This window comes from Carboxydothermus pertinax (assembly GCF_001950255.1).
In the GTDB taxonomy this organism is placed as follows: domain Bacteria; phylum Bacillota; class Z-2901; order Carboxydothermales; family Carboxydothermaceae; genus Carboxydothermus; species Carboxydothermus pertinax.
Genome location: NZ_BDJK01000016.1, coordinates 1 through 21,321, shown reverse-complemented (window position 1 = coordinate 21,321; position 21,321 = coordinate 1). Strand labels below are relative to the sequence as shown.

General features: G+C 42.1%; 24 protein-coding genes and 1 riboswitch. Of the genes, 20 read left to right on the top strand and 4 right to left on the bottom strand.

Going from position 1 to position 21,321, the window contains the following annotated elements:
• The 4 genes from cpu_RS05870 to cpu_RS05855 form a co-directional block, all read right to left on the bottom strand.
• A partial coding sequence (locus cpu_RS05870; RefSeq protein ID WP_143299299.1) for a hypothetical protein occupies positions 1 to 200 on the bottom strand: 200 nt, incomplete at its 3' end.
• A 320-nt stretch (positions 201 to 520) separates the two neighbouring features.
• Positions 521 to 1,378, bottom strand: coding sequence for a phosphate ABC transporter permease PstA (gene pstA, locus cpu_RS05865; RefSeq protein WP_075859109.1), 858 nt, complete (start codon positions 1,376 to 1,378; stop codon positions 521 to 523).
• Complete coding sequence (pstC, locus tag cpu_RS05860; protein ID WP_075859108.1) at positions 1,375 to 2,250, bottom strand: phosphate ABC transporter permease subunit PstC; 876 nt, start codon at positions 2,248 to 2,250, stop codon at positions 1,375 to 1,377. Before pstC ends, pstA begins: the two co-directional genes overlap by 4 nt.
• Positions 2,251 to 2,273: 23 nt before the next feature.
• Positions 2,274 to 3,137 carry a phosphate ABC transporter substrate-binding protein gene (locus tag cpu_RS05855; RefSeq protein WP_075859107.1) on the bottom strand — a complete coding sequence of 288 codons (864 nt, stop codon included), beginning with the start codon at positions 3,135 to 3,137 and terminating at the stop codon, positions 2,274 to 2,276.
• A 272-nt stretch (positions 3,138 to 3,409) separates the two neighbouring features.
• Here cpu_RS05855 and cpu_RS05850 point away from each other — a divergent pair, with 272 nt between their 5' ends.
• The 20 genes from cpu_RS05850 (at position 3,410) to cpu_RS05765 (ending at position 21,221) form a co-directional block, all read left to right on the top strand.
• On the top strand, positions 3,410 to 4,078 hold the full coding sequence (locus cpu_RS05850; protein WP_075859106.1) for a manganese catalase family protein: 669 nt from the start codon (positions 3,410 to 3,412) through the stop codon (positions 4,076 to 4,078).
• Positions 4,079 to 4,268: 190 nt separating this feature from the next.
• Entirely contained in the window at positions 4,269 to 4,445 is a 177-nt protein-coding gene (locus cpu_RS13615) for a hypothetical protein (protein WP_159433975.1), read from the top strand.
• A gap of 119 nt (positions 4,446 to 4,564) precedes the next feature.
• On the top strand, positions 4,565 to 5,548 hold the full coding sequence (gene glpX, locus cpu_RS05845; protein WP_268761777.1) for a class II fructose-bisphosphatase: 984 nt from the start codon (positions 4,565 to 4,567) through the stop codon (positions 5,546 to 5,548).
• A gap of 119 nt (positions 5,549 to 5,667) precedes the next feature.
• Positions 5,668 to 5,850 carry an aldehyde ferredoxin oxidoreductase N-terminal domain-containing protein gene (locus tag cpu_RS05840; RefSeq protein WP_075859105.1) on the top strand — a complete coding sequence of 61 codons (183 nt, stop codon included), beginning with the start codon at positions 5,668 to 5,670 and terminating at the stop codon, positions 5,848 to 5,850.
• 35 nt (positions 5,851 to 5,885) lie between these two features.
• Positions 5,886 to 6,611 carry an aldehyde ferredoxin oxidoreductase C-terminal domain-containing protein gene (locus tag cpu_RS05835; protein ID WP_234970198.1) on the top strand — a complete coding sequence of 242 codons (726 nt, stop codon included), beginning with the start codon at positions 5,886 to 5,888 and terminating at the stop codon, positions 6,609 to 6,611.
• Positions 6,612 to 6,679: 68 nt separating this feature from the next.
• Positions 6,680 to 7,777 carry a tungsten cofactor oxidoreductase radical SAM maturase gene (locus cpu_RS05830; protein ID WP_075859104.1) on the top strand — a complete coding sequence of 366 codons (1,098 nt, stop codon included), beginning with the start codon at positions 6,680 to 6,682 and terminating at the stop codon, positions 7,775 to 7,777.
• A gap of 19 nt (positions 7,778 to 7,796) precedes the next feature.
• Entirely contained in the window at positions 7,797 to 8,021 is a 225-nt protein-coding gene (locus cpu_RS05825) for a MoaD/ThiS family protein (protein ID WP_075859103.1), read from the top strand.
• Positions 8,022 to 8,843 (top strand): HesA/MoeB/ThiF family protein, encoded by an 822-nt coding sequence (locus cpu_RS05820; RefSeq protein WP_075859102.1) that lies wholly within the window; start codon positions 8,022 to 8,024, stop codon positions 8,841 to 8,843. It abuts the gene before it with no gap.
• A gap of 370 nt (positions 8,844 to 9,213) precedes the next feature.
• Positions 9,214 to 12,222: a formate dehydrogenase-N subunit alpha gene (gene fdnG, locus cpu_RS05815; protein ID WP_077177193.1), complete on the top strand. Its 3,009-nt coding sequence runs from the start codon at positions 9,214 to 9,216 to the stop codon at positions 12,220 to 12,222.
• Complete coding sequence (locus tag cpu_RS05810) at positions 12,222 to 13,004, top strand: 4Fe-4S dicluster domain-containing protein (RefSeq protein WP_075859101.1); 783 nt, start codon at positions 12,222 to 12,224, stop codon at positions 13,002 to 13,004. The genes fdnG and cpu_RS05810 overlap by 1 nt, the downstream gene beginning before the upstream one ends.
• Complete coding sequence (locus cpu_RS05805; protein ID WP_077177192.1) at positions 12,997 to 13,695, top strand: formate dehydrogenase subunit gamma; 699 nt, start codon at positions 12,997 to 12,999, stop codon at positions 13,693 to 13,695. Before cpu_RS05810 ends, cpu_RS05805 begins: the two co-directional genes overlap by 8 nt.
• 55 nt (positions 13,696 to 13,750) lie before the next feature.
• The gene (locus tag cpu_RS05800) at positions 13,751 to 14,485 is read left to right on the top strand and encodes a formate dehydrogenase accessory protein FdhE domain-containing protein (protein ID WP_075859100.1); all 735 of its coding nucleotides are present in this window, start codon (positions 13,751 to 13,753) and stop codon (positions 14,483 to 14,485) included.
• Between the two features lie 45 nt (positions 14,486 to 14,530).
• Positions 14,531 to 14,704, top strand: a complete 174-nt coding sequence (locus cpu_RS13770; protein ID WP_200800646.1) for a hypothetical protein — start codon at positions 14,531 to 14,533, stop codon at positions 14,702 to 14,704.
• A 13-nt stretch (positions 14,705 to 14,717) separates the two neighbouring features.
• A complete protein-coding gene (locus cpu_RS05795; protein ID WP_075859099.1) occupies positions 14,718 to 15,947 on the top strand; it encodes a molybdopterin molybdotransferase MoeA in 1,230 nt (409 codons plus the stop codon).
• Between the two features lie 14 nt (positions 15,948 to 15,961).
• Positions 15,962 to 17,866 (top strand): molybdopterin biosynthesis protein, encoded by a 1,905-nt coding sequence (locus cpu_RS05790; protein ID WP_075859098.1) that lies wholly within the window; start codon positions 15,962 to 15,964, stop codon positions 17,864 to 17,866.
• 4 nt (positions 17,867 to 17,870) lie between these two features.
• A complete protein-coding gene (gene fdhD / locus cpu_RS05785) occupies positions 17,871 to 18,650 on the top strand; it encodes a formate dehydrogenase accessory sulfurtransferase FdhD (RefSeq protein WP_075859097.1) in 780 nt (259 codons plus the stop codon).
• A gap of 43 nt (positions 18,651 to 18,693) precedes the next feature.
• A riboswitch (molybdenum cofactor riboswitch) is annotated at positions 18,694 to 18,813 on the top strand.
• A gap of 39 nt (positions 18,814 to 18,852) precedes the next feature.
• Positions 18,853 to 19,818, top strand: coding sequence for a GTP 3',8-cyclase MoaA (moaA, locus tag cpu_RS05780; RefSeq protein ID WP_075859096.1), 966 nt, complete (start codon positions 18,853 to 18,855; stop codon positions 19,816 to 19,818).
• 3 nt (positions 19,819 to 19,821) lie between these two features.
• Positions 19,822 to 20,295, top strand: coding sequence for a cyclic pyranopterin monophosphate synthase MoaC (moaC, locus tag cpu_RS05775; RefSeq protein ID WP_075859095.1), 474 nt, complete (start codon positions 19,822 to 19,824; stop codon positions 20,293 to 20,295).
• A 4-nt stretch (positions 20,296 to 20,299) separates the two neighbouring features.
• The gene (locus cpu_RS05770; protein WP_075859094.1) at positions 20,300 to 20,737 is read left to right on the top strand and encodes an MOSC domain-containing protein; all 438 of its coding nucleotides are present in this window, start codon (positions 20,300 to 20,302) and stop codon (positions 20,735 to 20,737) included.
• Positions 20,730 to 21,221 (top strand): MogA/MoaB family molybdenum cofactor biosynthesis protein, encoded by a 492-nt coding sequence (locus cpu_RS05765; RefSeq protein ID WP_075859093.1) that lies wholly within the window; start codon positions 20,730 to 20,732, stop codon positions 21,219 to 21,221. Before cpu_RS05770 ends, cpu_RS05765 begins: the two co-directional genes overlap by 8 nt.
• Positions 21,222 to 21,321 lie beyond the last annotated feature (100 nt).

Genomic DNA, 21,321 nt, shown 5'->3' with positions numbered 1-21,321 from the left:
GGTTGTGGCCCATTGGGATCCGAGGTTACGATGCAATAAAGCTGTCCGGTTTTGGGGTCGGTATATACACCCGGTTTAGATATAACATTCGAAGCCGCTAACGTAACCGGTACGGAAAAGAGAAGAACCCAGGAAAGAAAAGCCATAATCATAATTCTTTTCAACCTTTTGGCATTTCCCTTGCGAATCACAGGTTTCACCTCCTTCCCCCCAGTTCTATAGACCATTGGGCAAGCTGCGAGTGGGTCTGCCTCAATTGATTCCATAGCATTTATTTTAATTCCGAACTTTATCTACCAATATTGCTTATTAATACTTTTTCTTAGTAAAATTATAGCAGCTAGCAAAAAAAGTGTAACGAGCATTTTTTGTAACTTTTTGTCGAATTGTCGGACTAAAAGGGGTAAAAAATTTGTGCGGTATCCAGCGCGGCAAAGGGAAAATTTATGTCGTGAGTAACCTCTGAATTTTAACCACTATAAGCTAAGGAGGCCGTAAGCTTTTGCCTACGGCCTCTTTCCTAATTTAACTTTACCTTTTTTTCATAACGTTTTGTTGGAATTACCAGCAAAAGGTTAAAAATCAGTACCAAAATTAAAAGCAAAGCGGCGCTGCCATCGGCAATGCGGGTAGCATCGGGAATTAGTCCTTCGGAATTAACATACCAGAGGTGGACGGCCAGGGTTTCTCCCGAAGCGAAAGGATTTAAATCAAATAAAAAACGAGAAACGGTAGTTCCGGCAGTGAAAATCAAAATAGCTGATTCGCCGATTGCTCTTCCAGCGACCAGCGTTACCCCGGTAATAATACGCGGTAGAGCAGCAGGTAGTACTACCCGAAATAAAGTTTGGCTTTTTGTTGCACCCAATGCCAAACTAGCCATGCGGTATGATTTGGGAACAGCTCGTACAGCTTCCTCAGTAACTCTAATAAGTACCGGTAAATTTAAAAGGGAAAGAGTTAACGCGCCGCCGATAATGGTAAATCCAAGCCCCAGGAAATTAACAAAAATGATCATGCCAAAAAGCCCAAAGACGATGGAAGGGACGGTCGCTAACATTTCGGTACTAGTTCTAATAATATTAACTACCCTTCCTGGGTTGGCATATTCTGCCAGCCAAATGCCTGCTCCCAAGCCTACAGGTAAAGAAAAGACCAGTGAAAGGGCTAAAATATAAAAAGTATTAAACAGCTCCGGTCCTACACCTCCACCGGTTTCCATCTCGGAGGGAGGACCAAAGATAAAGGAGGGAGTTAAAACTGGCAATCCGCGTTTTAAAATATAAAAAATAAACGCTGTCAGGATACCAAGAATGGTGATACCCGCCAAGGTTAACGTAATTGTAGCCAACAAGTCCGCAAATTTATTTTTTTTCAACGGCCTTCCTCCTTGGGAGTGGTAAATTTACGTACTAATAAAATTAAACCTAAAGAAACAAATAATAGCACAAATGCCATTAAAAAGAGAGCATTGTTCCAAGTAGAATTAAAGGCAGTATTCCCCATTTCCATCACAATTTCCGAAGTCAGGGTAGCAGTGGGTTGAAACAGGGAACGGGGAAAGAGTGGTGTATTGCCAATAACCATTTGCACTGCCATTGTTTCGCCGATAGCTCTGGCCATCCCTAAAACTAACCCGGTTATAATTCCCGGAGCTGCTGCCGGCATGAGAACATGCCAGAGAGTCTGCCAGCGGGTTGCTCCCAGGGCATAGGAAGCTTCTTCTAACGATCGGGGAATCGACCGCAGAGCATCCTCGGCAAGGGACAAAACCGTAGGTAAAATCATTATTGCTAAAATAATTCCGGCTGCCAGCAACCCAAAGCCGTTTTGGGTGGGCGAGATGTCGCGAATTGCTGGTACAATTACTGTAAGTCCAATCCAGCCATAAACTACCGAAGGAATCCCGGCAAGTAAATCCACAACGGTACGCAAATAATCTGTTAACGGTCTTGGTGCAATTTTAGCCAAGAACATAGCACCGGCGATACCTAAAGGTCCTCCCAGTACCATTGCCAGCAATGTAGCTAGAAGAGAGCCAGTTATGAAAGTTAGTGCCCCAAAATGGTTTTGTTCTGGAACCCATTTGTGACTTCCAAAAAATTCTAAGGGACTTACCTCTAGAAACGTCTTTAAACCCTGTTTACCAACAAAAATAACAATAGCTGCTATGGTAAAAGTAACTACCATAGCAGTTAAGAGAAATAGATACTGAATATAAAGTTCAATTTTTTGTTTTTTCACTGACATAAACCGCCCTTCTATATCACGGTTTATTTCATTTTCTTCATTGATAGAAATCCTAATTTTTCCACATAGTTATTTTGAAATTCATCACTTAAAACAAAGTCCAGGAAATCTTTTACCACACCTGTAGGCTCACCTTTCGTATACATGTGTTCATAGGCATATAAGGTATACTTTTTATTATAAACGTTTTCTGGAGTGTACTCTACTCCATTATATTTTAACACTTTTACAGAATTATCGATATATGCTGCATCAATATAGCCAATTGAACCAGGGGTTTGAGAAATTGCTTTCCGCACCGCTCCGTTGGAATCCTGAATTATCGCTTTATCGGTAAATTCTTTGCCATCTAAAATGAGATCAGTTATAATTCTTCGCGAACCAGAAGATTTTGCCCGATGGATAATGGTGATTTTGGCGTCACTACCGCCAACCTCTTTCCAGTTGGTGATCTTGCCGGTAAAAATATCTGCCAGCTGTTTTTTGGAAAGATTGTCCACTTTGACATCAGGATTGACGATGATAACAAAAGGAGCTATGGCAACTTGATGGTCAACTAAACCTTTACCAGCAGTTTCGGGGTCTTTTTCGGCAGCAACATCGCTATTACCGATATCAACGGCTCCCTCAATTACCTGCCTGAGCCCTGTAAAAGAACCTCCGCCAGAAACATTCACGGTAACTTTAGGGTTTTTGTCCATGTACAACGTTGCTGCTTGTTTTGCTAATGGTAGAAGGGCGGTAGAACCAGAAAGGGTGATTTTGCTTTGCTGGGTAGTTTGCTTATTTTGCTGGGGTGCTTGCCCACTTTTTTTAGCACAGCCACCAGCAACCAGCAAAGCCAATACAATGATGCTGATAATCGCTACAACTCCATACTTTTTCACCTTTTTCTCCTCCTTGGGATAAAATTTTCTTGTCTTTAATATAACCGGTAAATGTTATTTTTTTTCGAGCAGGAAAGTTAACAAAAGTTAAAAAAAGGTTAAAGGTATGTTTAGCGGTTCAGAATAATCCCTGGTAGTAATGTTAAAAAATAAGTCCGGAGAGTTAAAAGAGTCGGAGATTTATGGCTTTTTTCCTTGTTGATACATATTTTTTAAGCCCTTACATAATATAAACTTGATATAAAAATTAAATTTAGAAAGGAGAAGAAAAAATGTTTAAACACGAAAAAGTTTTATTACATGAAGTGGGAGTAGAAAGGCCAAACCCCAGTTATGCTGCAATGCTTCAGGAACAATTGGGTGGACCTCATGGCGAACTAAAGGCTGCCATGCAATACCTTTCTCAAAGTTTCAGAATAAAAGATCCAGCACTTAAAGACCTATTCTTAGACGTAGCAGCAGAAGAGTTAAGTCATATGGAAATGGTGGCTACAACTATTAATCTTTTAAATGGTCATGAGCAAGATGCCAATAATGCTATTGTTGGTACGATCGAAGCCCATGTTTTATCTGGATTAAATCCAGTGCTAACTAACGCTTCAGGGGAGCTTTGGACGGCGGCGTATGTTGATGTAACCGGCGACATTGCTGCAGATATTCTTTCAAATATTGCTGCTGAACAGCGGGCAAAGGTAGTGTATGAGTACCTGTATCGACAGATAAATGATAAAAAAGTGCGGGAAACGATTGATTTTCTCTTAAATCGCGAAGAAGCTCATAACACCCTTTTTAGGGAAGCCTTTAATAAATTACAGGAAACCGGCTCCTTAAAAGACTGGGGCGTTACCCAAGATTCAAAGTTATACTTTGATTTATCTACCCCTGGAAAATACTTTTCGCTAACTAATCCAAAGCCGCCTAAATTTGAAAATTCTCAATAATTCAATTAAACTACTCTCCCTGTACGAGGGGGAGTAGTCTTTTAAAATTTAATAATTTTAACTCTTTTTTAATTCCTTTGTAATGTTGTGAATTAACAAACAAAATAATGTGAAAATTTAGACTTTACAAACAATTAAATCTGTTTTATAATTTTTATAACAAAGAAAAAGCAGGGGAAGGAGATAAAAAATGGCTTTTAAATTTAATGGCTGTAATTGTGGTAGAGAAAAAGGGTGCCCGGCAGCTCCTCACTGTCCGACCGGAGCGCTTTATTACGAACCTGAGCTTAACCGGGTATTTTACGATGAAGAGTTTTGTTTTGATTGCGGTAAATGCCTGGAAACCTGCTCGGCATTAGAAAAATAATCAAGAACTAATCCACCGGGAGAAAATCCCGGTTTTTTATTTAAAAATCTTCGAAATATGTTACAATAATTAAGGTATCAGAAATCAAAAAAGTACCATAATTAAAGGAGTGACTTTAAATGGAGATGGAAAGAAAACTTTCCCTGGAATTTGCCCGGGTGACAGAAGCGGCTGCGGTGGCATCCGCCCGCTGGATGGGCCGGGGTGATAAGCATAAAGCGGATGAAGCGGCAACTGAAGCGATGCGGGCTGTTTTTGATACTTTAGATATCCGCGGGGAAGTGGTGATCGGTGAAGGGGAAATGGATGAAGCCCCGATGCTTTACATTGGGGAAAAATTGGGTACCGGCTATGGTCCGGCTTTAGATATTGCGGTGGACCCTTTAGAAGGGACGAACCTTGTAGCTAAAGGTTTAAACGGAGCAATTGCGGTGGTGGCGGCAGCTCCCAAAGGTTGTCTTTTAAATGCACCGGACATGTACATGGAAAAAATTGCCGTAGGTCCGGCGGCGGCGGGGAAAATACACTTGGATGCTCCGGTCAAAGATAATCTTAAGATCGTAGCGGAAAGTCTTAACAAATCGGTGTCTGACTTAACTGTAGTAATTTTGGATCGCCCCCGCCACGAAAAAATCGTTAAAGAAATACGGGAAGCGGGAGCCAGAATCATGCTTATTTCCGATGGCGATGTTTCGCCGGCAATAGCCTGTGCTTTTGAAGATTCCGGTGTTGATATGATGATAGGTATTGGAGGGGCTCCGGAAGGGGTATTAGCTGCGGCGGCCTTAAAATGCCTGGGAGGAGAATTAATGGGGAGACTTGTTCCCGAAAATGATGAACAAATGGAACGGTGCCGGAAAATGGGGCTTAGTGACCCGCGGCAAATTTTAACCTTGGATGATCTGGTAAAAAGCGATGACATTTTTTTTGCCGCAACCGGTATTACCAACAGTAACCTACTAAAAGGAGTGCGGTTTACGGCAAACGGGGCCTCAACCCATACCCTGGTGGTACGGGGGAAGACAGGGACTATAAGATTTATCGAAGCACTTCACCGCTTTGATAAAAAACCACTATATAATTTAGCAGGTTTGAATGTTTAAAAATATTAAATAAAAAATAAAAAAAATTAATTATAAATTTTCAGTAAATCTCTTGTGTTGGTATCAGCGATAAAGTATATTTAAATTAGCGAATATTCCTAATCACAAGGATGGTTTTTATGGCCGGTTACTGCGGGAAGTTGCTACGGGTAAATCTTACTACCGGTGAGATTAAGAAAGAACCGCTGGATTTGAATGTGGCCAAGAAGTTTTTAGGCGGGCGGGGTTTAGAAAGTTACTTTTTATCTCAGGAAATTGACCCCGGTATTGATCCTTTAATCTTTGCAACGAATATGGCTTAGATACGATTTCTGCAGGTGCTACTATTGCCTGCGCAATGGAGCTTTACGAAAAAGGTTATATTAAACGAGAAGAACTAGATGGTCCGGAATTAAAATTTGGCTCGGTGGAAGCAATTATTGAATGGACCCGCAAGATGAGAGCCGGTGAAGGCTTTGGGGCAAAGCTGGCCCTTGGTTCTTACCGTTTAGCTGAGTCTTATGGAGTTCCGGAATTTTCAATGTCAGTGAAAAAGCAGGAGTTACCGGCGTATGATCCACGGGGGGTTCAGGGACATGGTCTTCAGTACGCAACTTCCAACCGTGGCGGCTGTCACGTCCGGGGTTACCTGTTTTCACCGGAAATTCTTGGGTCTCCGGAAAAAATTGACCGTTTTGCCTTAGAAGGGAAAGCCAACTGGGCCAAGGACTTAACGGCGGTCATTGACTCTCTTGGCCTTTGCCTTTTCACCTCCTTTGCCTTAAATGCCGATGACTATAGGGATCTCTTTAATTTCATCGTTGGGGAAAATTATACTACAGAAGAAATTTTAACTACCGGTGAGCGGATTTGGAACTTAGAGAGGAACTTTAACCTGAAAGCCGGTATTGCTCCTACGGAAGACACCTTGCCCAAACGGCTTTTAGAAGAACCGATCTCCGATGAGCCGTCCAAAGGACATAAACACCGCCTGGCAGAACTCCTGCCCGAGTATTACAAGGTGCGGGGTTGGGACGAAAAAGGGGTGCCAACCACTGAAAAGTTGCAAGCTTTAGGTTTATAAGCAACTAAAAGCAGGGATTTTCCAAATGGAGTCCCTGCTTTCTTAGTACAAGGAGAGAGCAAAAAAATATGATTTTGCAATTTAAAGACTACCAGATAGTTCTCGATCCCCAGCCGGATATCAAGGAAATATATCTTGAATTAGCAAGTTTATGTAATTTAAATTGCCGCCAATACTACCGTAATAGCTGGAGTTATTCTGGGGGCTTTATAGAGAAAAAGACCTGGGAGAAGGTCTTAGAGGAAGCAAAAACTTTGCCTTTGCTTAACCGGATTGTTTTAGGGGGTATTGGCGAACCACTGCTTCATCCGGAAATAAAGGAAATAATTGCCAAAATAAAAAAGATGGGGCTTAAAATAAGTATAACTACCAATGGTTTCCTCTTGTCTAAAGAGATGGCTCAAGATTTTGTAACCTTAGGGGTTGATGAAATCATTGTTTCCGTTGATGGGTTTTTGCCGGAAACTTTTGCGGAAAATCGGGGGGCAGATATAGGTAACTTATGGAGTAATTTAAAGCAACTTAATTTAATAAAACAGCAAAACAAAAGCAGCCACCCGGAAATATTAGCGGAGATGGTGGTAAATAAGAGAAACTCCCAGGAGATTTTTAAACTTATTCCCAGGCTTTTAGAGTATAATATTAAAGTTTTGTATGTTAGCCAGCTTATGCCGGTAGTAAGAGAAAAAATAGAAGATATTTTTTACCAGAAGTATCCCGATGAGAAGCTTTTAGAGTGGCGAACTTTAACTGCCCGGGCTTCCATGTATTCTGGGGTAAAAGTCCTATTACCGGAAATGAGGCTTAATACTCATCGTTCCTGCCGGTTTGTGGAGGGCAAAAAAGTAGTGGTGCGGTTTGACGGTGAAGTATCTCCTTGCTACCGGTTTTTACATGATTCCCGGGAATACGTTTTTGGCCGGGAAAAGGAAATTCGGGCAGTAAGTTTTGGGAATGTTAATAAAGAGAGCCTGGCGGGGATCTGGACGAAGGAAGCTTTTGTTAAATTTCGCTTTTTAGAACACATGAACCACTATCCCTCCTGTCCCGACTGCGAATGGGTTGACGGCTGCGATATGGTTTGGAATATTGAAGAAGACTGCTGGGGCAATAAGCCGTCCTGTGCTGATTGCCTTTGGGCTCGGGGGTTAATCTTCTGTCCATAATCTTTTTGGAGGTGTTTTGATGAAAATTGAAATTAGGTTGTTTGCAACTTTTCGGGAAGGAAGATTTAAAAAAGAGGTTTGGGAGCTGCCTGAAGGGACCAAGGTTATAGATGTTTTACAGCGGCTAAAAATAAATCCGGAGGAGGTAGCGATTTTACTGGTAAATGGTCTTGATGGGACACCGGAGCAGGTGTTAAACGATGGGGACTACATCTCCCTCTTTCCTCCAGTGGGAGGCGGTTAAATGTTAACTAAAGGAGAAAAAAATCTTCTGGGCAATATTTTTCGCCGGGAAAAAATAAAAGAGTTATCGTTAGAGGAAACTTACCGCCTTGCGCAAGAGACGGGGTTAAGTATTAGAAGCATCGAATATTTTGCTTTGGAAAATGGTATTGTTCCGCAGAAATATGTTCGCAACATTGGAAGCTTTACTGTTGCTGGACAAAAGAAACTTTTAGCTTCGAAGGTAATGGTGGTAGGGTTAGGAGGACTTGGGGGTTATGTTCTAGAAGAGTTATGCCGGGCCGGGGTAGGTGAAATAGTTGGGGTAGATGGGGATGGGTTTGATGAGACAAATTTAAACCGTCAGCTTTTAGCCACCGAAAAAAATATTGGACAGAAAAAAGCCAATAAAGCCAGAAAAAGGGCAGCGGAGATAAATCAAGCGGTGGTGTTCAGTGGCTTTGTAAGTAAGGTCGAAGAGCTTCCGGAGACCGCCTGGCAAGGGATAGAGCTTATCTTTGACTGCTTGGACAATGTAGAAAGTCGCCTCTACCTCGAAGAAAAAGCAAAAAAACTTGGTGTTCCCTTGGTGCATGGAGCTATAGGCGGTTGGTACGGCCAGGTCGGGGTTGTTTTTCCTGGGAGTAACCTTCTAGCAAAGATTTACCGGGAGCGGAAAAAAGGTATCGAACAAGCTCTTGGAAATCCACCCTTTACCCCAGCCGTGGCGGCAAGTTTAATGGTGGCGTTAGGGATAAAATTACTTTTAGGGACGCTGGAAAAAGAAAGCGTAGTTTATTTCTTTGATTTAAAAAATATAGAGTTTTTTGACATTAGCCTCTGAAAAAATTGTTTAAATATTCACATATACGGCTTGATTTACCCATTTGGTTTTTCTTTAAAAACACCAGGAGTAAACAATAGTTTACGGATCAACACAGTTGGTTAATGCAAGAGATGTAAAGCGTTTCAACAATTTTTGCTGGTTTTAACAATTGGGAGTGTCTATAAATTAGACACTCTTTTTTATTGGCTGAAATCGTTGATATTTACCGAATTTAAAATAATTGTGACTATAATAATTTGTTATACTGTCTAAAAAATAGACAATATTGTAAAAAAATATTATAATATTCTATAATATTTGCACTGGCTTGAATTTTGCAAAAAATAGTTTAGAGCAATAATGCCCGTTATAAAGGAGGGAATTAGACTTGGCCATTACTCGAAGAGAATTCTTAAAACTATCAGCCCTTTCGACTGCTGTTTTAATGACTGCTGAATTGGGCTTAGATAATAGTAAAGCATATGCCCAGGCCCAAAAGTACCGGATAAAAACTGCCAAAAAAACTCCAACCTTATGCCCTTTTTGTAGTGCCGGCTGCGGTATGCTTGCCTACACCGATACCAAAACGGGAGAATTACTTTATGTGGTCGGGGATCCGGATCATCCGGTAAACCGTGGCGGTGCTTGCAGTAAAGGGGCGTCGATTTACCAGATAAGGAATATAGCTCCGGGTAAACCAAACCCCAAGAGGCTCACCACGCCTCTTTATCGGGCTCCGGGAAGTAAAGAGTTTAAAGAGGTTACCTGGGAATGGGCAATTTCGGAAATTGCCAAACGAATTAAAGATACGAGGGATCGGACTTTTATTAAAGAGGAAGACGGAATAACCGTTATGCGTACTGACCAAATTGCTTGTTTAGGCGGTGCAGCCCTGGATAATGAAGAAACTTATCTTTTACAAAAATTAATGCGCGGACTTGGGGTAGTATATATTGAGCACCAGGCCCGCCTCTGACACAGTTCCACGGTTGCCGGTCTGGCACCAACTTTTGGCCGTGGGGCGATGACTAACCACTGGATAGATTTAAAAAATACCGACTGTGCCTTAATAATAGGCGCTAACCCCTTTGAAAACCACCCGGTTTCAGCGAAGTGGTTAATGGAAGCCAAAGTAAAACGGGGAGCTAAAATCATCAGTGTTGACCCCAGATTTACTAGAACTTCTTCGAAGGCAGATATTTATGCGCCCCTGCGGGCGGGGACTGACATTGCCTTTATTGGGGGCATGATTAACTATATTTTAGAAAATGAACTATATGATCATGAGTATGTAGCAAACTATACCAATGCTTCTTTTTTAGTTCACGATGATTATAAATTTGCAGATGGCTTATTTAGCGGCTATAACCCCAAGGAACGTAAATACGATTTTTCCACCTGGGAATATAAGAAAAATGATAAAGGTGAAATTGAAAAAGATCCGACTTTAAAAAATCCGCGGACGGTATTTCAACTGTTAAAGCAGCATTATTCCCGCTATACCATTGATAAGGTATGTGAAATTACAGGCACGTCTAAAGAAATATATTTGGAGGTAATTAAAACCTTTGCTCAAACTTCCCAAAAAGGGAAAGCGGGAACGATTTTATATGCAATGGGTGGGACCCAGCATAGCTGTGGTTCTCAAATTGTAAGAAGTTATGCTATTTTACAACTATTACTGGGGAATGTTGGCATTCCAGGCGGCGGGGTAAATGCGCTGCGCGGCGAATCCAACGTTCAGGGCTCTACGGATTTTGGTTTATTAAATAATAATATTACCGGTTATATTAATACCCCGGTTGCCAAGCCAGAACATAAAGATTTAAAAGCTTACTTGGAGAGTGAAACTCCGAAAACCGGCTTTTGGAGTAACAAACCGAAGTTTTTTGTAAGCTATTTAAAAGCAATGTATTTTGACAAAGCTACTAAAGATAATGAATTTGGCTATCAGTGGTTCCCCAAACGGCACGCAAAGAAAAATTACACGTATATTGGTTTATTTGAAAATTTGGCCAAAGGCGAATTAGAAGGAATGCTTTTATTTGGCCAAAACCCCATTGTGGGTGGCCCTAATTCTAACCGGGAAAGAGATGCCCTAAAAAACCTCAAATGGATGGTAGCGGTAGACCTTTTTATGACGGAAACGATGCGTTTCTGGACGGAGGATGCAGGAAGTAATCCTGCCGAAGTGCAAACCGAAGTATTTATTTTGCCTGCTGCAGCATCCTTTGAAAAGCAGGGGAGCATAGCTTCTTCCGGACGGTGGATTCAGTGGCGCTGGAAAGCTGTTGAACCGCTTGGCCAATCTAAGGCTGACCTTGATATTATTCATATGCTGGCTTTGGAATTAAAGAAACTTTATGCCAGTAGTCAAAGACCGGAAGACGAACCAATTAAAAACCTTTACTGGAATTACGGTAACGCTAACGAATGTGATATCGACCGTGTAGCCCGGGAGATTAATGGTATAGATCTTACCACCGGGAAACAGGTGGAAAACTTTTTAAAGCTTGCCGACGACGGCAGCACTCTTTGCGGAAATTGGATTTATTCTGGTTTTTATCCGGAAACGGGGAATTTGGCCCAAAGGAGAGAACAGGACGACCCCAGCGGCCTTGGCCTTTATCCCAAATGGACTTACGCTTGGCCTTTAAACCGGCGGATTTTATACAACCGGGCATCGGCCGATCCTACGGGTAAGCCATGGCATCCGGATAAGGCGGTTATCTGGTGGGATGAAAGCCAGAAAAAATGGGTTGGTTATGATGTTCCCGATTTTAAAGCGACAATAGGGCCCGGTGACCCGGCGTTTGTTAACCCTTTTATTATGCAAACCGATGGCAAAGGCTGGCTTTTTGCTCCCCAGGGCAAGTTAAATGATGGTCCTTTCCCTGAACATTACGAGCCCTGGGAAAGCCCGGTACAAAACTTACTTTCCTCGGTGCAAAACAACCCGGTAATTAAAGTTTGGCGGCCGGAAGAACAAAGTGATGCTCAAAATTATCCATACGTTGCAATTACATATAGGGTATCCGAACACTGGCAGGCAGGGGCCATGACCAGGAACCTGCCCTGGCAAGCGGAATTGGTTCCGGAAATGTTTGTGGAAATAGGAGAAGAACTGGCCCGGGAACTGGGGGTAAAATCCGGGGACGAAGTAATCGTTGAAAATAAACGGGGAGCTATTAAGGTGAAAGCTTATGTCACCAAACGGATGAAACCTTTAATGGTAAATGGGGTTAAGCGGCATCAAGTAGGGTTGCCCTGGCATTTTGGTTTTCAGGGTTTAGTCACCGGAGAAACTGCCAATAAACTTACTCCTTATCTGGGGGATGCCAATACCATGATTCCCGAATACAAGGGGTTCCTGGTAAATGTAAGGAGGGCTAAATAATGAACGGTATGTTTATTGATACTTCCCTTTGTGTTGGCTGCCGGGGCTGCATGACTGCCTGCAAAAGCTGGAACGAATTACCCGGGGAAAAAACTACTTTTACCGGGAGTTTACAGAGTATGCCCGATACCACACCTAAAACTTATACATTAATTAAGTTTTATGAACATGAAGAAAACGGGCGTCTTCGCTTTGACTTTTTTAAACAGCAGTGTTTTCATTGCAGTGAAGCAGCTTGTGAAAAAGCCTGCCCGGAAGATGCAATTTATCATACCAAAGAAGGGGCGGTAGTGCGGGATTATGACCGGTGTATAGGCTGTGATTACTGTCAGAGGGCGTGTCCTTTTAATATCCCCCGGATTGACACTCAAAACAAGAAAATGCATAAATGCACCTTGTGTTTTGATCGGTTAGAAAACGGAGAAATTCCGGCTTGTGCCCAGGCGTGTTCTCCGGGAGCTATTAAATTTGGTAACCGGGATGAGCTGTGGGAGACAGCCCAAAAGCGGCTGGCGGAGGTTAAAAAGAAGTATCCTAAGGCTAATCTTTATCCTTCCGATAAAAATGCTTTGGGAGGAACCGGGGTATTTTATCTTTTAATTAATGAGCCGGAGTTTTATGGGCTTCCGGCAGAGGCAAAATTAAAAACTACCTTTTCCCTCTGGCATGATGTGGTAAGACCTTTAGGGAAAATTGTGCCAGGAATAGCGCTTGGGGCTACCGTTATAGCGGCGGTTACTAATTCGGTAAAAAAACAACGGGAGGAGGGGCACGGTGAGTAATAAAATTTTTCGGTTTAATAAAACTATGCGCTTTTTTCACTGGTCGTATATTACCTTTTATTTTATTTTAGCTATTACCGGGGCTTTTCTATACTTTGATTTTCTTGATTGGTTAAGGCCTCTTTTTGGAGGAGCCCAGGGGGCACGCATTGTTCACCGGGTTGCGGCAGTAGGGCTTATCGTTTCCCCGATTATCTCTTTTCTTTTAAATCCTAGAGAAATTTGGGAAACCCTAAAATACGCCTATTCCTGGAAAGCATCGGATTTAAAGTTCTTTGGGGAGTTTATCAAAGAGTTTTTTGGTGGTCATGCTCATTATGAACCCCAGGGCAAATACAACCAGGGGGAAAAGTTAAATATTGTTTTGCAAAGCTTGGGGTGGCTTTTATTTATAATAAGTGGTATTGTTTTATGGCGTTTTGAGAACTTTTCGCCGGAGGTGGGAATGATTGCCCTAATTGGCCATGATATAGCCTTTATCTTTACTTTAGCTTATGCTATTGGCCATATCTATCTGTCTCTCTTCCATCCGGTGACCAAACCAGCTTTAAAAGGAATGCTTACGGGCTATGTAGACGAAGAGTATGCCAAAAATCACCATCCTTTATGGTATGCTGAAGTACAGCCGGTAAAAGGAGAGGCCAAGAAAAAAGCCAACACGAAATCCGGATTTGTAACTACCCAAAAATAAAAATCGGGGGCCTTTTTGCCCCCGGTTTTATCTTTTAAAAAACGGAGGAATACCGATGGAAGCGAAAAAACTTGTAAGTGCTCTAGAAAAATTAATCGCAGAATTTGCAGATAAGTTGTTATTAAATATTTCCTGGAATGGAAAGTTACCAGTGGTGGAAAATGTGGAAGGGGAGTTTTTTGAAGAGAAAATCATTGAGTTTTTAACAAAAGTAAATTTAAAACTAATTTCTCTGGAAGTGACTTCTCGGAAGATTAATTTCCCCAAATTAATTACAAATTTTAAAGAGAGAGGAAGTTTTGCCAAGCTTTTAAAGAATGATCTTGAAGATGGGTTTTGGGAAGAACTTGCCTTTAAGCAAAAGGTAAAAAAAGAAATTCTGGCCTTACATTTTTTGATTTTAAGAAGAAAAATGCTTAGGGAGTTAAATAATCTATCATTAATTGATAAATCTAACCATCAATCCTGCCCGATTTGTGGTACAGCTCCCGGCTTTGCCGCAATTACTCCGGCGGGAGAGAGAATACTTTTTTGCTTAGAGTGCCATCATGAATGGCATTATTATCGCTTAGGTTGTCCCAAGTGTGGCAATAAGTTCCATGAGGATTTTCTCGAAATACACCTTGATGGCAAGGAAGAAACCCCGTATTTTGGGGAAGTATGTAAAAAGTGTGGAAGCTATTTAAAAACCAAAAAGCTAAAAAAGGATGAGGAAAAGATTAACCCCAATTTAGAAGACGTGGAAAGCCTCTTTCTTGATTATCTTATCCCCAAGAAAATAAATTATTAAAAAAATTTAAGAAGTTTGATAAAATAAAAACAAGGGGGTTTTAGCATGGATGAAAAAATTAAAATTGAAGTAGAAAAAGTAGCCAAGGACGGTAAGATTCCCTGTAAGGTGGCTTTAGAACTGGCAGACCGCTTAAATGTACCTCCCAAAAAAATTGGGGATGTTGCCAATGAATTAAAGATAAAAATTGCAGCCTGTCAGCTGGGCTGTTTTAAATAAACGGTGACGCTTTATGAAAGACCTATTAAATTTAATTACTCCCGAAGAAGCTCTTTATCTTTTAAAAAGTAATTTTAATGTGTCGTTAAAAGCTGCAGAAATAGAACTTTCCCAGGCTTTTGGGAAAATATTAGCAAAGCCGGTAGAGGCCCAGGAAAACCTTCCACCCTTTTCCCGTTCTACGGTGGATGGCTATGCGGTTTTTGCCGAAGATACCTTTGGCGCAACGGAAACCTTTCCAGTGTTGTTAAAGCTTAGAGGCGAAATAGGAATGGGGGAGGTTCCGGAATTTACCCTGGGACCGGGGGAAGCAGTGCGGATTTTTACCGGTGGGGCCTTACCCGAAGGTACGGATAGTGTTGTTATGGTAGAACATACCGAACAGTTTGACGAGGAAACAATAGCGGTAATGCGGCCGGTAGCACCAGGAGAAAACGTAATCGCTGCAGGAGAAGACTTTAAAGAGGGGGAAGTGGTTTTAGAAAAAGGGACACGGATTCGCGCCCAGGAACTTGGGGTTTTAGCAGCTCTCGGATATGGTAGGGTAACGGTATATAAACCATTAAAAGTTGGTATTATTTCGACCGGTGATGAACTGGTACCGGTAGAAACAAAATTAAAGCCTGGACAAATTCGGGACACCAACGCCTATCTTTTAGTGGGGCGAATCCTGGATTTAGGGATGCAGCCAGTGTATTTTGGAATAGTTCCCGATAAATTTGAAGAATTAATGAAAGCAATTAAAGCTGCCCTCAGCGAAACCGATATTGTTCTTTTATCCGGCGGAACATCCATGGGGGTAAAGGATATGGTTGTTGATGCCATAAATAGTCTGGGGACACCAGGGGTTTTATTCCATGGCCTTGCCATAAAACCTGGAAAACCCACTATAGGCGGTGGTATCAATGGCAAACCTATCCTTGGCCTTCCCGGCCATCCCGCATCAGCCTTAATGGTTTTTGAACGAATTGGTGTTCCTTTTTTGAGTTATCTCTCCGGTTTAAAAAGTAGCTATGAGCCACGAGTAAAGGCTACTTTAACGATAAACCTTCCCTCGAAAACTGGCCAGGAAGATTTATACCGGGTAATGTTAACCCAAAAAGAACAAAACTATTTAGCAATGCCGCTTTTAGGAAAGTCTGGACTAATAAACACATTAACCCGAGCCGATGGCTATGTAATTGTACCGTTAGATCTTGAAGGACTGCATGCAGGGGAAGAAGTGGAAGTCATTTTGTTTTAGGGGGTTTATTAAAATTGGCCTTTTATTTAAACCAGGTACCTTTTGAAGAGGCATGGGAAAATTTCGAAAGCGAACTTTTAAATGTTAATTTTTTTCATCCCCGGGAGGAAGAAATTGAAACCGTTTTGGCGGTGGGGCGGATAACTGCCAAACCGGTTTTAGCTCATCGCTCTAATCCCCATTACAATGCCTCAGCGGTGGATGGCTTTGCAGTCAAGGCTAAAGATACCTTTTATGCCCGCGAGACAAGCCCGGTACTTTTAAAACCCGGAGAAAACTGTCTTCGGGTCGATACCGGGGACCTCTTACCGGAAGGATATGACGCTGTTATTATGGTGGAAGACGTCTTTTATCCCGAACCCGGGGTAATTTCAATTATTAAACCGGTAACTCCGGGAACCAATGTTCGCTTTATTGGGGAAGATTTTAATGAAGAGGAAGTTTTGCTGCCGGCTTTTGCCAAAATAAAGCCTGCTGACGTGGGTGCACTTCTCGCGGGAGGAGTTAAGACACTAAAAGTATTAAAAAAGTTAAAAGCTCTTTTTATCCCTACCGGGGATGAAATAGTACCAATAACAAAAGCTCCTGAACCGGGGCAAATTCCTGATACTAATTCCTCTTTTATTAAAGCAGTACTTGCCGAGTACGGATATGACACTGTTATTCATTCCATTGTAAAAGATGATCCGGAGCTTTTATATAAAGCTGTCAAAGATAACTTAGATTTATACGATGTTATTATCATAAATGCCGGCTCTTCTGCCGGACGGGATGATTATGCTGCCCAGGTAATTGAGCGTTTAGGACGGGTTTTAGTCCATGGTCTCGCTACCAAACCAGGAAAACCGGCTATTTTAGGTATTGCTGGTCATAAACCGATTATAGGCCTTCCGGGCTTTCCCTTATCGGGCTATTTAATTTGTGAACTAATCTTAAAACCTCTGGCGGAAAATTATTATAAAACCAAATTTCATGATTTTGGAACGATCAGGGCAGTTTTGACCAAAACCCTGGTTTCCACCACCGGGGTGGATGATTTTGTTTGGGGAAAAGTAAGTAATGTGGCAGGCAGGTATTGTTTTACTCCCCTATCGCGCGGAGCCAGTGTCAGTTCCACCCTTTTAAAAACCAATGCTCTTTTACGGATTCCCCGCTTCTCCGAAGGGTATAAAGAGGGAATGGAAATCGAGATAAACCTAAAAGAGCCCCTGGCAGAAGTGGACCAATACCTGACCGTTACCGGAAGTCATGATCTTTTACTGGACCTTATAGATTCTTTCTTACGGGAAAAATACGGCATTAAACTTAGTTCTTCACATGTTGGAAGCTTAAACGGTATCGTGGCAATTGAAAAAAATTACGCTAAGCTTGCCGGAGTGCATTTATTAGATCCGGCAACGGGGGATTATAATCAAAGTTATGTGGAAAAAAGGCTAAAAGGTTATATTCTTATAAATTTAAGTTTACGGGAACAGGGTTTAATCGTTGCCCGGGGAAACCCCAGGAAAATTTCCGGTCTTGCTGATTTAGTAAAATCCGGGGTTACCTTTGTGAACCGGCAAAAAGGCTCTGGAACCCGGGTGTTTTTAGATTATCTCTTAAATAAGGAAAAAATAAATCCTCGCCAGATTTCCGGCTATGAGCGAGAAGAATATACCCATTTGGCGGTTGCGGCTAAAGTGAAAAATGGCCTTGCCGATTGTGGTCTTGGTATTTATGCTGCGGCTAAAATCTTTGACCTGGACTTTATTCCTTTAGGCGAGGAAAGGTATGACCTATTGCTCAGGGAAGAAAACTTAGAAGATCCGCAGGTTAAGAAATTGTTAGAGGTAATAACCAGTGAAGAATTTAAAAAAGAAGTAGAAAGAATAGGCGGGTATAAAACTACGTTAACAGGACAAATTGTGGGGAAAGGATAGGATTATGGAGATAGTAAATAAAAGAAACATTATTCGTTATTTTGACGGACGCCTGGAAGAAAAAGAAGATTTATTAGTGGATGAAGCACCCCTTACAATTTATTTTAATGGGGAAGAACTGGTAACCCTGCTTTGTACACCAGAATACCAGGATGAACTGGCCGTAGGTTTTTTAGCGGCGGAAGGATTAATAAATCGCCGGGAAAAATTAGAGAAAATCACCGTTGACCGGGAGCAGGGATTAGTCTATGTTGAATATAAAGGAAGTGCCAAACGGGGGGAACTATTTTTAAAACGGTATATCACCACGGGGTGTGGTAAAGGAACAACTTTTTACAATGCTTTGGACCCCGTTGCTTTAAAGCCCTATCAGGGGTCGGTTAAGGTACCGGCACAAAATTTATTTTTATTAATGAAAGAAATGCAGCGCCGCTCGGAACTGTACCTTACTACTGGCGGTGTTCACAGTGCTGCCCTTTGTGATGCTGAAAAAATTTTATTATTTCGGGAAGATGTCGGCCGCCACAATGCTGCCGATAAAATTATGGGATATGCCTTTTTAAACGGCATTAATTTAGAAGATAAAATCTTTCTTACCTCCGGCCGAATTTCTTCGGAGATAATTTTAAAAGTGGCCAAAATGGGAATTGGAATGATTGTTTCCCGCTCGGCCCCAACGGAACTGGCCTTAAAGCATGCGGAAGAGTTAAATTTAACCGTGGTGGGTTTTGTCCGGGCGGGTCGACTAAATATTTACACCGGCAGGGAAAGAATTTTATTATAAAAAGAGGAAATTTGACCGCTTAGGTCGAATTACGTATTTATAAAAAAATAAATTGCTCCGAGTATTTTCACCTAAAGCTTTACGCTATGGTGAAAATGCCGAAGGGTACTACTGGGAAACCGGGGTGCCTCCCGTTTTGGAAAGGAGTTATCAAAGCGCCTTTTTAAAACGGGGCGCTTTTAAATTTTAGGAGGCCAGAAAAATGCTTGATTCCTTCAACCGGGAAATAAATTATTTACGGATTTCGGTTACCGACAAGTGTAATCTTAACTGTTTTTACTGCAAGCCCGGAAACATTAAAGAATTTTTACCGGGAGATATTTTAACCTTTGAGGAAATTTTAAAAGTAGTTCAGGCTTTTTTGCCTTTAGGCTTAAAAAAAGTAAGGATTACCGGCGGTGAGCCATTAGTAAGGAAAAATCTTATCTTTTTAATTGAAAAAATTACGAGTTTACCGGGGATTGATGACCTGGCTCTGACCACCAACGGTATCTTATTTCCTAAGTATGCTAAAGACTTAAAGAGTTCAGGGCTTTCGCGGGTAAACTTTAGCCTTGATAGCTTAAATCCGGACAAATTTCGTTCAATTACCGGCGGTGGGGATTTAAAAAACGTCCTGGAGGCAATTAATCTTGCCTTAGAATTAGACCTTACTCCCGTAAAAATAAATACCGTTTTACTGCGGAAGGTAAATTTAGAAGAAATTGATGCCTTTGTGGATTTTATTTACCGCTACCCGGTACACTGGCGGTTTATTGAGCTTATGCCATTAAATGACCGGGAAAAGTGGCAGCAACAATTTGTTTCGGTTACAGAAATTATAGAAACTTTATCCGGGAAATATGACCTAAAGCCGGGGAAAACGGTAGGGGGGTCAGGGCCTGCTCGCTACTACGAAGTTACAGGAGCTTTAGGAACCATTGGAGTGATTTCACCTTTATCCAATCATTTTTGCGAGTACTGTAACCGCTTGCGCCTAACTTCGACGGGAAAGCTCAGGCTTTGTCTTGCCAAAAACCAGGAAGTTGATTTAAGGAGTCTTTTACGAGCAGGAATTTCCCGGGAAGAGTTAAGTGGGGTTTTGCGGGAGGCGATTTTAAGGAAGCCTCGGGCTCACGAGTTTGGTGAAAAAGATTTTCTAAATACTATGGCCAACATAGGAGGTTAAAGGATGGAGTTAACCCATTTTAACGAAGAAGGCCGGGCGCGGATGGTGGAGGTGACCGAGAAAAAGGAAACGGTACGAACGGCGGTGGCTGCCGGAGAAATTACCATGCGGCCCGAAACTTTAGAACTAATTTTAAATAATAAAGTAGCCAAAGGAGATGTATTGGCGGTGGCGCAGGTGGCGGGGATAATGGCGGCAAAAAAAACCGGAGAATTTATCCCCATGTGCCACCCGTTAAACCTTACTGGGGTCGATATTAGTTTTACCATTAAAAAACCCGATACCATTGAAGCTAAAGCCAAAGTTACCTGTGTGGGTAAGACCGGGGTAGAAATGGAAGCTTTAATTGCCGTTTCGGTAACGCTTCTTACCATTTATGATATGGTTAAAGCTGCGGAAAAAGGTATGGTTATAAAAAATATCCGGCTTTTAGAAAAAACCGGGGGAAAAAGCGGCGACTATAAAAGGGAGGAGTAAAAAAATGGGTAGAGTGGTGGCGGTCAATATCAGTGAGAAAAAAGGGATGCGCAAAAAAAACATTGAGCGGGCGGTACTCCGTGAAAACCACGGCATAGAAGGAGATGCCCATGCCGGTGACTGGCACCGGCAGGTAAGTATTCTCGCGTTAGAGAGCATTCAAAAAATGCGGGATTTGGGATTAAAGGTTAATCCCGGCGATTTTGCGGAAAATATTACTACGGAAGGGATAGACTTACCGAGCCTTCCCGTTGGGACTAAAGTAAGGATTGGTGAAGCGCTAACGGAAGTTACTCAGATCGGCAAAATCTGCCATACCCGCTGTGCTATTTACTACCAGGCTGGGGACTGCATTATGCCCAAGGAAGGTATCTTTGTCAAAGTCTTAAAAGGTGGAGAAGTTAAAGTAGGGGATTTAGTGGAGGTAATTAACCATGATTAAAGTAGGCGTTCTTACTTTAAGCGATAAAGGCTCGCGGGGGGAGCGAGAGGACAAAAGCGGACAGGTAATTAAGGAAATGGTGCGGGAGATTGAAGGCAAGGTGGTTAAGTACGACGTAATCCCCGATGAGTACGATTTAATTGTAAAAACCTTAATTTCCTGGTGTGACGACGAGAAACTTGATTTAATCCTGACCACCGGCGGTACTGGCTTATCTCCCCGGGATGTAACTCCCGACGCCACAAAGGCTGTCATTACCCGGGAAGTACCGGGAATCCCGGAAGCGATGCGGATGGCTTCTCTTACCAAAACCAACCGGGCGATGCTGACCCGGGCGGTAGCAGGTACCCGTGGGGGTACTTTAATCATCAATCTTCCCGGGAGCCCCAAAGGAGTGCGGGAAAACTTAGAAGTAGTTTTGCCGGTAATTCCCCATGCCTTAGAAATCCTCCAAGCCCGGGGCGGCGAATGCGCCCAACCCTAAGCACCTAATTTAGACCCTCTATGTCAATATGGGTACTTAAAAAATTTAGCTATTAATAGCGTTAAATAACATGAAATAGCATAAGTGTATAAAATTGGAA

Bases quoted from the DNA above. Each gene is read 5' to 3' on its own strand.
- pstC (WP_075859108.1), bottom strand. From the start codon at position 2,250: ATGTCAGTGAAAAAACAAAAAATTGAACTTTATATTCAGTATCTATTT.
- cpu_RS05850 (WP_075859106.1), top strand. From the start codon at position 3,410: ATGTTTAAACACGAAAAAGTTTTATTACATGAAGTGGGAGTAGAAAGG.
- cpu_RS13615 (WP_159433975.1), top strand. From the start codon at position 4,269: ATGGCTTTTAAATTTAATGGCTGTAATTGTGGTAGAGAAAAAGGGTGC.
- glpX (WP_268761777.1), top strand. From the start codon at position 4,565: ATGGAGATGGAAAGAAAACTTTCCCTGGAATTTGCCCGGGTGACAGAA.
- cpu_RS05840 (WP_075859105.1), top strand. From the start codon at position 5,668: ATGGCCGGTTACTGCGGGAAGTTGCTACGGGTAAATCTTACTACCGGT.
- cpu_RS05835 (WP_234970198.1), top strand. From the start codon at position 5,886: ATGGAGCTTTACGAAAAAGGTTATATTAAACGAGAAGAACTAGATGGT.
- cpu_RS05830 (WP_075859104.1), top strand. From the start codon at position 6,680: ATGATTTTGCAATTTAAAGACTACCAGATAGTTCTCGATCCCCAGCCG.
- cpu_RS05825 (WP_075859103.1), top strand. From the start codon at position 7,797: ATGAAAATTGAAATTAGGTTGTTTGCAACTTTTCGGGAAGGAAGATTT.
- cpu_RS05820 (WP_075859102.1), top strand. From the start codon at position 8,022: ATGTTAACTAAAGGAGAAAAAAATCTTCTGGGCAATATTTTTCGCCGG.
- cpu_RS05810 (WP_075859101.1), top strand. From the start codon at position 12,222: ATGAACGGTATGTTTATTGATACTTCCCTTTGTGTTGGCTGCCGGGGC.
- cpu_RS05800 (WP_075859100.1), top strand. From the start codon at position 13,751: ATGGAAGCGAAAAAACTTGTAAGTGCTCTAGAAAAATTAATCGCAGAA.
- cpu_RS13770 (WP_200800646.1), top strand. From the start codon at position 14,531: ATGGATGAAAAAATTAAAATTGAAGTAGAAAAAGTAGCCAAGGACGGT.
- cpu_RS05795 (WP_075859099.1), top strand. From the start codon at position 14,718: ATGAAAGACCTATTAAATTTAATTACTCCCGAAGAAGCTCTTTATCTT.
- fdhD (WP_075859097.1), top strand. From the start codon at position 17,871: ATGGAGATAGTAAATAAAAGAAACATTATTCGTTATTTTGACGGACGC.
- moaA (WP_075859096.1), top strand. From the start codon at position 18,853: ATGCTTGATTCCTTCAACCGGGAAATAAATTATTTACGGATTTCGGTT.
- moaC (WP_075859095.1), top strand. From the start codon at position 19,822: ATGGAGTTAACCCATTTTAACGAAGAAGGCCGGGCGCGGATGGTGGAG.
- cpu_RS05770 (WP_075859094.1), top strand. From the start codon at position 20,300: ATGGGTAGAGTGGTGGCGGTCAATATCAGTGAGAAAAAAGGGATGCGC.
- cpu_RS05765 (WP_075859093.1), top strand. From the start codon at position 20,730: ATGATTAAAGTAGGCGTTCTTACTTTAAGCGATAAAGGCTCGCGGGGG.